Origin of the sequence: Enterobacter cloacae complex sp. ESBL7 (genome assembly GCF_041679625.1) — a bacterium.
In the GTDB taxonomy this organism is placed as follows: domain Bacteria; phylum Pseudomonadota; class Gammaproteobacteria; order Enterobacterales; family Enterobacteriaceae; genus Enterobacter; species Enterobacter asburiae_B.
Map to the genome: position 1 here is coordinate 554,577 of NZ_JBGORN010000002.1, position 12,378 is coordinate 566,954.

At 57.0% G+C, this 12,378-nt stretch carries 8 protein-coding genes; 3 read left to right on the forward strand and 5 right to left on the reverse strand.

Going from position 1 to position 12,378, the window contains the following annotated elements:
* Window position 1: 1 nt before the first annotated feature.
* Entirely contained in the window at window positions 2-1,456 is a 1,455-nt protein-coding gene (locus tag ACERY3_RS12715; RefSeq protein ID WP_058841460.1) for an AMP nucleosidase, read from the reverse strand.
* Window positions 1,457-1,529: 73 nt separating this feature from the next.
* Window positions 1,530-2,843 carry a shikimate transporter gene (shiA, locus tag ACERY3_RS12720; RefSeq protein WP_045887841.1) on the reverse strand — a complete coding sequence of 438 codons (1,314 nt, stop codon included), beginning with the start codon at window positions 2,841-2,843 and terminating at the stop codon, window positions 1,530-1,532.
* A gap of 255 nt (window positions 2,844-3,098) precedes the next feature.
* Here shiA and pagP point away from each other — a divergent pair, with 255 nt between their 5' ends.
* Window positions 3,099-3,674, forward strand: a complete 576-nt coding sequence (gene pagP / locus ACERY3_RS12725; protein ID WP_033145939.1) for a lipid IV(A) palmitoyltransferase PagP — start codon at window positions 3,099-3,101, stop codon at window positions 3,672-3,674.
* On the opposite strand, the gene ACERY3_RS12730 is transcribed toward pagP, so the two are convergent.
* From ACERY3_RS12730 to ACERY3_RS12740, 3 genes are read right to left on the reverse strand one after another with little or no spacing between them, the layout of a single operon-like run.
* On the reverse strand, window positions 3,671-4,636 hold the full coding sequence (locus ACERY3_RS12730; protein ID WP_048979814.1) for an acyltransferase: 966 nt from the start codon (window positions 4,634-4,636) through the stop codon (window positions 3,671-3,673). The genes pagP and ACERY3_RS12730 overlap by 4 nt on opposite strands.
* Window positions 4,633-7,695 (reverse strand): efflux RND transporter permease subunit, encoded by a 3,063-nt coding sequence (locus tag ACERY3_RS12735; protein WP_373225802.1) that lies wholly within the window; start codon window positions 7,693-7,695, stop codon window positions 4,633-4,635. Before ACERY3_RS12735 ends, ACERY3_RS12730 begins: the two co-directional genes overlap by 4 nt.
* The gene (locus ACERY3_RS12740) at window positions 7,695-8,780 is read right to left on the reverse strand and encodes an efflux RND transporter periplasmic adaptor subunit (RefSeq protein ID WP_048976429.1); all 1,086 of its coding nucleotides are present in this window, start codon (window positions 8,778-8,780) and stop codon (window positions 7,695-7,697) included. Before ACERY3_RS12740 ends, ACERY3_RS12735 begins: the two co-directional genes overlap by 1 nt.
* A 395-nt stretch (window positions 8,781-9,175) precedes the next feature.
* Between ACERY3_RS12740 and ACERY3_RS12745 the strand changes: the two genes are divergently transcribed.
* Window positions 9,176-9,607, forward strand: coding sequence for a universal stress protein (locus tag ACERY3_RS12745; RefSeq protein ID WP_023312348.1), 432 nt, complete (start codon window positions 9,176-9,178; stop codon window positions 9,605-9,607).
* A gap of 47 nt (window positions 9,608-9,654) precedes the next feature.
* Window positions 9,655-12,348, forward strand: a complete 2,694-nt coding sequence (locus ACERY3_RS12750; protein ID WP_058841458.1) for a cation-transporting P-type ATPase — start codon at window positions 9,655-9,657, stop codon at window positions 12,346-12,348.
* Window positions 12,349-12,378: the final 30 nt, after the last annotated feature.

Below are 12,378 nucleotides of genomic sequence, written 5' to 3' on the forward strand. Positions count from 1 at the left end.
ATTAGCGGAATGGCGGCTCGTTGAAGGTGCGCAGCTTGCGGGAATGGAGCCTGTCACCTTCTGCCCGCAGCAAATCAATGGCGCGAATACCAATCTGCAGATGCTCGGAGATTGCCCCTTCGTAGAAACGGTTGGCCTGGCCCGGCAGCTTAATTTCACCGTGCAGCGGCTTATCGGAGACGCACAGCAGCGTGCCGTAAGGAACGCGGAAGCGATACCCCTGCGCGGCAATGGTGGCGCTCTCCATATCGATCGCCACCGCGCGGCTCAGGTTGAACCGGAGCGCGGAGGCGGAGTAGCGCAGCTCCCAGTTGCGGTCATCCGTTGTGACGACCGTACCGGTGCGCAGGCGCTGTTTAACCTCTTCGCCCGGCATGCCGCTGACCTCTTTGGTGGCGTCATACAGCGCGCGCTGTACTTCGGCGATGCTCGGGATTGGGATATCCGGCGGCAGCACCGCATCAAGCACGTGGTCATCGCGCAGATAGGCGTGGGCCAGCACGTAGTCGCCAATCAGCTGGCTTTCGCGCAGGCCGCCGCAGTGGCCAATCATCAGCCACACGTCCGGGCGCAGTACCGCCAGATGGTCGCAGATGGTCTTGGCATTTGACGGGCCAACGCCGATGTTAATCAGCGTGATGCCCTGGCCGTCTGCGGTGATCAGATGCCAGGCGGGCATCTGGTGCTTTTTCCACGCCAGGTCGGAAATGGCCTGCTCGGGCGCTTCGGTTTCAGCGGTGATCCAGATCCCGCCCGCGCAGGACAGCGCGATGTACGGGCTCTCCGGATCGAGGATCTGACTACAGCCCCAGCGGACAAACTCGTCGACGTAGCGGGTGTAGTTGGTAAAAAGCACGAACGGCTGGAAATGTTCGACTGGCGTACCGGTGTAGTGGCGCAGGCGCGCCAGGGAGAAATCGACCCGGCGGGCATCAAAATGCGACAGGGGAGAAAATTCTGCCGGGTGATAAATCCCGTCGGCCGTCTCATCGCCAATCTGCGAAAGTTCCGTCGTCGGGAAGTGGCGGGTCAGCCCCGCGCTCATGGAGCGGTCAAGCGTTAACGCCGAACCGTCAATCACGTACGGATACGGGATCTCATGCTGCGAGGGCTCAACGGCAATGTGCGCGCCGTAATCCTGGTACAGCAGCGTGAGTTGTTCTTCAAGATACGGTCGGAACAGCGAAGGGCGGGTGACGGTGGTGCTGTAGCAGCCGGAGTGGGTAAAGCGCGCGTAGGCGCGGGTTTTGGGATTACTGCTGGCGCTGCCGTCCCAGGTCACAGAGAGCGATGGATAAACAAAAAGGCCCTCGGTTCTGGCCTTTTGGTCGGGAAGTTTCCCTGTTTCGATATATTCGCTGATGGCGCCGCGCAGCGCGTTGACGGACTGTTCATACAGCGCGTCGAGTTTTTCCAGCGCCTGAGCCGGGGTCAGGCTGGAGCCCTTATTATTCATCTCTGTCTCCTTGTTCCACAGGTGTGCGACTCTACCCGATAGTATGTCACACGCCTGTGAAACAAAAGGGAGATCAGCCGTGGCTCGTCTCTTTCATCAGCAGCGCCGTCGCCGCCGACAGCAGGCAGCCGGCCAGCAGATAAATCGCCACGCTGTGCCAGTTGCCGCCGGAGAAGGTCACCAGCGCGGCGGCAATAAACGGCGTAAATCCGCCGCCGACCACGCTTGCCACCTGATAGCCCACGCCCGCGCCGCTGTAGCGGTAGCTTGCGCCAAACAGCTCGGTGAACATCGGCTGCTGCACACACACCACCATGTCGTGAGCGATATTGGCGAGCATGATGGCGAAGAAGACAATCCAGAAGATCGACTGCGCCTCGAGCGCCATAAAGAACGGCCAGGCGCTGAGGGTGCCAATCAGCGCCCCGGTGATGTAGACGCGACGGCGGCCAAACCTGTCAGCCAGCCAGGCGAAGCAGGGGATAGTCAGACAGCTTATCCCGCCGACCAGCAGGCCAATATTGAGGAACAGCTCGCGCGGCAGACCGAGGTTCTGCGTCGAGTAGTTCAGGGCAAACGCGGTGACGATATACATCGTCAGCAGCTCGCACAGGCGCAGGGCGATAATTTTCAGAAAAGCGCCAGGGTGCCGGACGAGGGCTTCCATGACCGGAAGACGTCTGTTCGTGGCCGGTTTTTCCTGCTGCTTTTCAAACTCAGCCGACTCCTCCATCCCGTTACGGATCCACAGCGCGGCGATGACCAGCACGATGCTGAAGATGAACGGAATACGCCAGCCCCAGCTCAGGAACTGCTCGTCGGTGGTGAGCTGGCTGATTAGCGATACCAGCCCGGTGGAAAGCAGAAGGCCCACGCCGTACCCGACCTGTACGCCGCTGCTGTAAAACGCTTTCTTATTTTTCGGCGCGCTCTCTACGGACAGCAGCGCCGCACCGCCCCATTCGCCGCCTACGGCGAAGCCCTGGATGGCGCGTAGGGTGACCAGCAGTACCGGTGCCCACCAGCCAATGGTGGAAAACGAAGGGAGAATACCAATCAGCGCGGTGGCGATCCCCATCATCCAGACGGTGAGCATCAGCATGCGCTTGCGGCCCAGGCGGTCGCCGAAGTGGCCGAAGATCACACCGCCCAGCGGGCGAAACAGAAAGCCGACGCCGAAGGTGGCAAACGCGGCAAGCGTGCCCATCGCAGGGCTGACCTGGGGAAAAAACTCGCGGTTAAACACCAGGGCGGCAGTGATGCCGTAAAGCAGAAAATCATACCAGTCGACGACGGCACCCGCGAAGCTGCCTAAGGCTGCGCGGCGGGCACGATTGAGCGAAGGTGTCTCCTCGTTGGGACGATCGGAGATGAGGGTGGAGTCCATAGTTGTCCTGTCCGTACTGATTTTTAATTATTGGTATAAGAAAAGGTCACTCACATAGCGGCCGTCATATAAACGGAACCTATGAGACTACCGCGACAGAACGCCTGAGAAAACGTTTTTATCTTTCCGGATGGTGCTGAATAAATAAATTTCATCCCCGCCTGCATCGAGATAATTGTGTCTTCTGGCTCCGTTAAAGGCTGAATGGTTTACAGTAATAGTGACCGCTGCGTAAGTTAAGCTGAGGGAATAACGATGCAACGCACCTTTTCGGCATTCTGGATGGTCCTGTTTTTATTCGTCGCACCGCTTCATGCGGAGCCCAACGTCTATGGTGAACAGCGTATCAGCGGCTGGTGGAATGCGCTGACGGATGATATTTCGCAAACCTGGGAAGAGCCTCAGCGTTACGATCTGTACCTGCCGTTTCTGAGCTGGCACGCTCGCTTTATGTACGACAAAGAAAAAACCGACAATTACAATGAAATGCCGTGGGGCGGAGGCTTGGGCGTTTCCCGCTATAACGAAGAGGGCAACTGGAGCGCGCTGTTCGCGATGATGTTCAAGGACTCGCATAACGAATGGCAGCCCGCGATGGGCTATGGCTGGGAGAAGGGCTGGTATCTGGATGATGCCAAAGATTTCCGCCTTGGACTCGGTGCCGCGGCGGGCATCACGGCGCGAGATGATTTTGCAAACTATGTCCCGCTACCGTTCATCTTCCCGCTGTTTTCGGCCGGGTATAAGCGCGTTACCGTCCAGTTCACCTATATTCCCGGAACCTATAACAACGGCAACGTGCTCTTTGCCTGGCTGCGCTTGGGCTTCTAAAGGGTGATCACCTTTTTTGCCACGGCGTTAGACAATACCAGCATGGAGAACAGAACTGAGGTGACGAAGGTGAGCACAATCAGCGCCAGCTTCATACCGAGAGAGGTCACCGGTATCAGCGCCGTCAGCAGATGAAACACCGAGTAGTGCACAATATACACGCCGGTCATCGTTTTGCTGATGGCGGCCAGAATGGACTCCTTAAATTCAGCATTGCGGCGAAAGCGCACGCCGTTCGCCGCAATCACCAGCGCGATGATCAAAATGTAAATCTGCGAGCCGGTGAGAATAAAGGCGTTTCTGTCCGCCTTGAACAGCGCGAAGAAAAAGTGGCGCTCGTAAAACCAGGTGAAGAGGTAGATAAACGGGATGGCGACAACCGCCGCCCTGACGACATTTTTGCGGCTAATCCACTCGGCAATTTTCGGGTCGCAAAAGAGTTGCCCCGTCAGATAAAACAGCAGCCATGTCCACAGCCGATACTGCGGTGAAAGAGAAAGGGCGTGCGTTCCAGGATAGAGCGCTGACAGCAGATCGTATCCGTAGGAAAAGAGCAGCAGGGCGGCAATCGAGCCGCAGAACAGCCTTCGCCGCTGGCTGAGCCACTCCACCGCCGGGTGGAAGGTGTAAATCACCACAAACGCAAACACGAACCAGGGCTGGATTAAATACCCGCGCTGATAGGGCTCCCACAGGTAGTAGATCGTAATCCAGAACAGAAAAACAATCACCAGACTTTTAATTTTACCCAGCTGCCAGCGGGTGCCGTGCCGTGATTGTCCGTCGAGATAGCCCGCAACGACAAAAAACAGCGGCGTGGCAATCGTCGAAATAAAGGTTAAAAACCCCAGGATCCAGTGATAGTCATAATCATAATGATCCCAGGTGTTGTAGATGGTAAAGAAGGTCACCGCCGTCATACAGCCCAGCGTCTTGATAATGTTCAGCCCTGTCGCATTCATTGTTGTTTGGCTTCGTCCTTACGATGGAAACACGCATAGATCACGGGGAGTACCAGCAGCGTCAGGATTGTAGCAAACCCCAGTCCAAACATAATCACAACGGCCATGCTCTGGAAGAACACATCCAGCAGCAGCGGAGCCAGGCCAAGTACGGTCGTAAACGCGGTGAGCAGGATGGGGCGCAGACGCGAGGTCGCGGCGTACACGATCGCGCTGTGCTGATCCTGCTGCGTTTTCTGCTGCTCGATCTCTTCCACCAGCACGATGCCGTTGCGGATGAGCATTCCGCTCAGGCTCAGCAGACCAATCAGCGCCATAAAGCCAAAGGGAATGCCGGTAATTAAAAATCCCGGCGTGACGCCAATCAGCGCCAGCGGTACGGTCAGCCAGATGGCGACCGCATTTTTCACCGAACTGAACATCAGCACCGTAATGACAAACATCACCAGATACCCAAGAGGTAGCGTAGTGAATAGCCCCTGCTGCGCTTCGCTGGAGTTTTCCGCGTCGCCCCCCCACTCGATGCTGTAGCCGTGTGGCAGGGGAAGGGCATCTACCTGCGGCTTCACCCGGGCGAGAATGTCCCCGGAGGTTTGCTGGCTCAGCGGGTCCGGGTCCGTCTGCACCGTCAGCACCCGCGAGCGGTCGCGTCGAAGGATGAGCGGATCTTCCCACTCCAGCGAGAAGCGGCTGACGACGTTACTCAGCGGGATATACTGCTGCCGCGTCTGGCTCCAGACCAGCACGTTGTTCAGGTGACTGGCGTCCAGCCGTTCGCTCTCAGGCGGGCGCACCACGACCGGAAGCAGGTCACTGCCTTCCCGGTACAGCCCCGCCCGGCTGCCGGAGAAGTTCATCTCCAGCGCGTTATCAACGTCCTGCTTATCTACGCCAAGCTCGCGGCCAAGGGCGGCAACGTACTGTGGGCGGATCACCTTGCTGCGGTTTTGCCAGTCGTTCCTGACGCTGCCCGTGGCCGGGTCGCGCGTGAGGATATCGTCCACCTGGCTGGCAATCAGGCGCAGCCGGTCAGGGTCCGGGCCTTTAATGCGCACCTCAATGGCGCTGTCGCCGGAGGGGCCAAACATCACGCGTTTGGTGCTGGCGTTGACCTGCGGATAGTTTCGCGCGATGTACTCGTCCACGTGGCGCGTCAGGGCGGAGATGTTGCGCTGGTCGTCCATGCGCACCATGATCTGCGCATAGTTGCTGTACTGGCGCTGTCCGCTGTAGGTCAGAATAAAGCGCATACTTCCCTGACCAATGGTTGAGACGGTGGTCTCCACGCCAGGCTGGCCGTTAATGGTTTTTTCGATATCGCTGGTCATTTTCTCAGTCCACTTGATATCGGTACCGTAGGGTAACCACAGGTCGACAAAGAAAATGGGCGTATTAGACGACGGGAAAAAGTTTTGCCGTACGGCGCCGAAGCCCCAGACAGACGCTGCCAGCAGCGCAGCCATCACAATGAGCGTCGGTGCCTTATGGTGCAACAGCGTGTTAAGCAGGCGCTGGTAGGCGCGGTAGAGTCGTTTATCGTAAGGGTCTGATTCGTCGGTTTTATCCGGCGCGCTGTCGTTTTTAAACAACCACCACTTAATCAGCACCGGGGTGAGGGTGAGCGCCGAAAACCAGCTCAGCATCAGGGAAATCAGCAGCACCTGGAACAGGGATTTACAGTATTCCCCGGTGGAATCCTGCGACAGCCCGATAGGAGCAAACGCCAGGATGGCAATCACCGTCGCCCCCAGCAGCGGCAGGGCGGAGCGGCGGATGATGTAGTTTACGGCGGTTAACAGCGGGGAGCCCTGCTGTCGGGCAATCAGCACCCCTTCGACAATCACGATGGCGTTATCCACCAGCATGCTGAGGGCGATAATCAGCGCCCCAAGCGAGATGCGCTGTAGCTCAATGCCACACAGATACATAATCAGCAGCGTGCCCAGCACGTTAAGGGCGAGAGAAACCGCAATGATGATCCCGCTGCGTACGCCCATAAAGATCAGCAGCACGCCGATGACAATCGCCAGCGCCATCAGGAAGTTAATAATAAAACCGTTAACGGAATGGCCCACTTCAGCGGCCTGATCGTAAAACAGGTCTATCCGTATGCCTGCCGGTTTTTCCGCCGACATCTGGTTTAGCTTCGCCTCCAGCGCGTGGCCCACGTCGATCACGTTCACCCCGGGAATAAACGAGACGCCCATGGTGACGGCTTTTTTGCCGTTGGCATGGTAGATACTCGCTGGCGATTCGTTCAGCCCGCGCGACAGCGTGGCGATATCCCGCAGACGCGTCGCCGCCCCGGTGCCGGAAGGCGTGATGATGAGATCCGCCAGTTCATCAAGATTCCCGAACTCGCCGGTCGGGTGCAGGCGAATGGATTCGGTGCCGGAGGTGATTTCTCCTGCGCTGGAAACAACGTTAAGTCTGCTGAGCAGGGCGGAAAGCTGGTTCAGCGTAATGCCGCGCGCGGCCATTTTGCTCAGGGAGATATCAATGTTGACCTGCTGGCTAATCGCCCCGCCGATGGCGACCTTCGCGACGCCGGGTATCAGAATTAACTCCCGGCGCAGCTGCTCCGCGTATCTCACCAGTTCAGGGTTACTGAATTCATTCCCGGAAATGGCGAAGAAGAAGCCGAACACGTCGCCGAAATCGTCATTTACAAAGGGCGTAACGACGCCGGGCGGGAACTGACGCGAGGCATCGCCCACGCGGCGGCGCAGTTCATCCCAAATCTGCGGCAGCTCGTTCGAGTGATAGCGTGACGCGATGTTAACGGTGATTTGCGACAGACCGTTTGACGAGATAGAGCTGACGTTATCCAGATAAGGCAACTGCTGAAGGGCATTCTCCAGCGGAAGCGTCACCTCTTCTTCAACCTGCTGAGCGGATGCGCCGGGGTAGTGGGTGACCACCACTGCGGTTTTGATGGTAAAGGCGGGATCTTCCAGCCTGCCGATATTCAACAGGGCAAAAATCCCCCCGATGCCCAGCAGCAGGATCGTTAGCCAGACGCGAACAGGGTTATTGATAAATTGACGAGAGATATCCATTACAGTCCCCGTTCACGCGTCCAGATTCGCACCGGCTGGTTAGCATGGAGCTCCCCAACGCCCGCGGCCACCACGCGTTCGCCCGCCTTAAGCCCGCTGGTAATCACCACGCCTTCGGTGCTCACTTGCCCCACGCTGACCTTGCGGTCTTCGAGATGGAGCGCGTCGCCTTCGCCCGTTACGACCCAGACGTGCGGCTCATTGCGCGGGCTGTTGTCCGGGTTAAAGACGGCCTCAACCGGTACGACCAGCGCCTGAGCGCCCGCGCCCGCCGGAAGGTTGGTTAAATTGATGGTCACCGTACCGCTTACGCCGCCGACGGCGGGAAAATCATCTGGCCGCGGCATGGTCAGTATCACCTGCCAGGTCAGGGTATTGCTGTCGCTGCTGCCCGAGTGCTCTTTGTAGACGGCGGTAAATTCCCGATCCGGAATGGCGTTAATTCTCACCACGGGGCGATACTGCGCGTTGCGGATATCAAAGGTCTTAAACAGATTTTCAGGGATGCTAAACACCACGTCCAGCAGGTCGGTGCGGGTTAACGTCGCGATGGGCTGACCGGGGGACACTACCTGATGGTTTCGCACGTGCACGCTGGCCACCGTCCCGCTGAAGGGGGCGACGAGCGTCATCTGATTCAGCTCTTCCCGGGCAATCTGCAGCGCCGCATTCGCCGAATCGCGGTTCGCACGCTGCACGTCCATTTCCGCTTTCGAAATCGCCTGCCGGCCCGCCAGCGTCTGGAAGCGATCGAACTGCCTCTGGGCCAGCGTCGCCGCCGTTTGTCTGTCGTTAACCCGCTGCTGGGCTTCACGGGCGTTCAGTCTGGCAAGCTGTTGCCCCTGCTTGATGGCTGCGCCCTGACGCACATCCAGCGCTTCAATTTGACCTGCGCGCTTGAAGGAAAGGTCTGTGGCATCGCCCGATTCAATGCGGGCGGGGAAAACGCGCTGCTGGGCGTGACCGGGAACCGTCACCTCCGCCACTTTTACCATCCTGGGAAGGGGAGAGTCTTGCTTCGGTTTCGGGTCGCACGCCGTGAGCGTTAACAAAACGAACGGTAAAAGAGAGAGGTAGCGGTTCACTGTATTCCCCTAATAAATAACTGTTTTATTTATTCCATAACCTGGACAGGGGTGACACTATTCTGCCAGAACAGTGACGACCATATAGGTAAATAAACCAATCGCCGTGCTGGCGATAATGGCAAGCGCAATAAACATACCCAGACGGATCAGGCTTAAACCATACATACATTCCTCCATGAGCCGGAAGCGGTAGCTGACTATGAGCATAGTCGGCGAAAAGATAAATGTTAAATAACCATTATCAGTGGGGAAGCGCTAAACCTGATATTCCTGTGCTACGTTTAATGTTAATCATCTTTTTTTTCCGTAACTGGCATTAAGGGCAACCCCCTGCATTTAATGCGTTTTTTTCTTCATTCACTCTCGTGTTGGTTATAAAAAGGATGCTCGATATGTATAAAAACATTCTCGTTCCGGTGGATGTCTACGAGACAAGCCTTGCGGATAAAGCGTTGCAGCATGCACAGTTTCTGGCGCAAAGCGCATCGGGTGACATTCATTTGCTGCACGTCATGCCCAAATTTTCAGCCGAACTGACGCGTGGTTTTATTTCAGATGCGCGCAAGATGGATGAATATATGATTAATAATTCAAAAGAAAAGCTGTCTGACCTGGTCAAAAAAGTAAATCTGCCAGAAGAGCGTGTTCATCTCCACGTCCGTAGCGGGAATGTTCGTGATGAGGTTATTAAGCTGGCGGATGAACTTACCGTCGGCGCGATTATTGTCGGCTCGCGAAATCCAAATATTCAAACCCATTTGTTAGGATCGGAGGCGGCAAGTATTGTTCGTTACGCACATGTTCCTGTTTTCGTTATTCGTTAATTACAGAGAAGCAAGGTGATTTCTGAATAGAACCTGAGGAAGGAACGATGAAAACAGGAAAACCTGAACGTCCGTATTATCAACAAACCGTTGACGAAACCCTGTCGAATATTCACTCCACCCTGGAAGGCCTTAGCGGCACTGAGGCATCAGCCCGACTGCAGCAGCACGGTGAGAATGCGTTACCGCAAAAAAAGGGCAAACCCGCCTGGCTGCGCTTCCTGGCGCATTTTAACGACGTATTGATTTACGTTCTGCTGGTGGCCGCGTTGCTTAAGCTCTTCATGGGCCACTGGGTAGACATGTTTGTGATCCTTGGGGTTGCCATCATTAACGCGCTGATTGGCCATATCCAGGAGAGCAATGCTGAAAAATCGCTGCAGAGCATTCGCAATATGCTCTCCAGCGAAGCCGTGGTGGTACGACAGGGGAATCATGAAACGATCCCCACCACGGCGCTGGTCCCGGGAGATATCGTTGTGATCCGCGCCGGGGATCGTATCCCTGCGGACCTGCGCGTGATTGAAGCGCATAACCTTCGCGTGGAGGAGGCCATCCTGACCGGCGAATCCACCGTTGTTGAGAAAAACAGCGATGCGTTAAGCGGGGAACTACCCTTAGGTGACCGGTATAATCTGCTCTACTCAGGCACTACCGTTAGCTCCGGCGGCGGTAAAGGCGTGGTGGTGGCAACCGGGGGCGAGACCGAGCTGGGCCACATCAATCAGATGATGTCCGACATTGAAAAACACCGCACGCCGCTGATGGTGCAGATGGATAAGCTCGGTAAGACCATCTTCATCACTATCCTGGTGATGATGGTGGCGCTGTTTGTCTTTAGCCTCCTGTTCCGGGATATGCCGGTTTCTGAACTGGTGCTGTCGCTTATTAGCCTCGCCGTTGCCGCCGTACCGGAAGGCCTGCCGGCCATCATTTCCATCATCCTTTCGCTTGGCGTACAGGCCATGGCGCGTCGCAAGGCCATCATTCGCAAGCTGCCTACGGTGGAAACGCTGGGGGCGATGACGGTCATCTGCTCGGATAAAACCGGCACCCTGACGATGAATGAAATGACGGTCAAAGCGGTGATTACCGCTGACACGACCTATCGCGTAGAGGGCGACAGCTACGAACCGGTGGGGAATATTCACCCCGTAGATGACCCGACGCCCGTCAGCGTGACGCAGGGTTCCCTGCTGGAACGCTACCTGCGCACCATTGATCTCTGTAATGACAGCCAGCTGATCAAAGACGAGCAGGGGCTGTGGAAAATCACCGGGGGGCCAACCGAGGGCGCGCTGAAGGTGCTGGCGGCGAAAATCCCGCTCCCACCGGTCGACACCGAAATGCGCAGTAAAATCCCGTTTGATTCACAGTATAAATACATGTCCACCCTGTACCGGCTGTGCGATGAAGAGGTGATTTTAATCACCGGCGCGCCGGACGTCCTGTTCCGCCTCTGCCAGTACCAGCAGACGAATGACGGGCTGCAGCCGTTCGATCAGCCTTACTGGGAAGGGAAGATTGAAGAGTATGCCCGTGAAGGGCTGCGCATGGTGGCTGCGGCCTGGAAACCTGCCCACGAGGGACAACGCGAGCTGGATCACCCGGACCTGCATGACGGCGTGATCCTGCTGGGTATCGCAGGAATGATGGATCCGCCGCGTCCGGAGGCCATTACCGCCATTGCCGACTGTCTGCAGGCCGGGATCCGCGTGAAAATGATCACCGGCGACCACCCGCAAACGGCAATGAGCATTGGGCAAATGCTGGGGATTGGTAACGCCGCAAGCGCTATCACCGGACGTGAGCTGGAGGCGATGGACGATCGTCAGCTGAGCGACGCCGCACAGCAGTACGATATTTTCGCCCGAACCAGCCCGGAGGATAAATTCCGCCTTGTGCAGGCTCTGCAAAGTAAACAGGAAGTCGTGGGCATGACCGGGGATGGCGTAAATGATGCCCCCGCGCTCAAGCGGGCGGATGTGGGTATCGCCATGGGGATTAAGGGGACGGAAGTGACCAAGGAAGCCGCCGACATGGTGTTAACGGATGACAACTTTGCCACCATTGCCAGCGCGGTGCACGAGGGGCGTCGGGTTTACGATAACCTGAAAAAGACCATTCTGTTCGTTATCCCCAGCAACATCGCGCAGGCCCTGCTGATTATCATCGCGCTGCTGGCGGGGAACCTGATCCCGCTGACGCCGGTCCTGATCCTGTGGATGAACATGGCGACGTCGGCAACGCTGTCGTTTGGCCTGGCGTTTGAAGTGGGTGAGAAGGACATCATGAACCGGCCACCGCGCAAGGCGAATCTCCATGTGATGGACGGCTATGCCATCTGGCGCGTCGTGTTTGTCGGTCTGATGATTGCCATCAGCGCCTTCGTGCTGGAAGCCTGGCTACAGCCGCGCGGCTACTCGGCAGAATTTATCCGCACCGTGCTGCTGCAAACCCTGGTCACTGCGCAGTGGTTCTACATGCTCAACTGTCGCGTGAATGACGGCTTCTCGCTGAGCAAAGGCCTGCTGGCGAACAAAGGGATTTGGATCGTGAGCGGCGTACTGCTGGCGCTACAGCTTCTTATCATTTACGCACCGTTCATGCAGATGCTCTTTGGCACCGAAGCGCTGCCGTTCCGCTACTGGGTCATCACCTTCCTGATTGGTTTTGTGATGTTCCTTATTGTCGAGGCGGAGAAAGTGCTGACGCGCAGGTGGCGCAAAACCGAGGCGTAATAGCGTAAACTGAGAAAGCCTGCCTGAGTC

Excerpts from the sequence above, each read along its gene's own strand:
- ACERY3_RS12715 (WP_058841460.1), bottom strand. The coding sequence starts at position 1,456 with ATGAATAATAAGGGCTCCAGCCTGACCCCGGCTCAGGCGCTGGAAAAA.
- shiA (WP_045887841.1), bottom strand. The coding sequence starts at position 2,843 with ATGGACTCCACCCTCATCTCCGATCGTCCCAACGAGGAGACACCTTCG.
- pagP (WP_033145939.1), top strand. The coding sequence starts at position 3,099 with ATGCAACGCACCTTTTCGGCATTCTGGATGGTCCTGTTTTTATTCGTC.
- ACERY3_RS12730 (WP_048979814.1), bottom strand. The coding sequence starts at position 4,636 with ATGAATGCGACAGGGCTGAACATTATCAAGACGCTGGGCTGTATGACG.
- ACERY3_RS12735 (WP_373225802.1), bottom strand. The coding sequence starts at position 7,695 with ATGGATATCTCTCGTCAATTTATCAATAACCCTGTTCGCGTCTGGCTA.
- ACERY3_RS12745 (WP_023312348.1), top strand. The coding sequence starts at position 9,176 with ATGTATAAAAACATTCTCGTTCCGGTGGATGTCTACGAGACAAGCCTT.
- ACERY3_RS12750 (WP_058841458.1), top strand. The coding sequence starts at position 9,655 with ATGAAAACAGGAAAACCTGAACGTCCGTATTATCAACAAACCGTTGAC.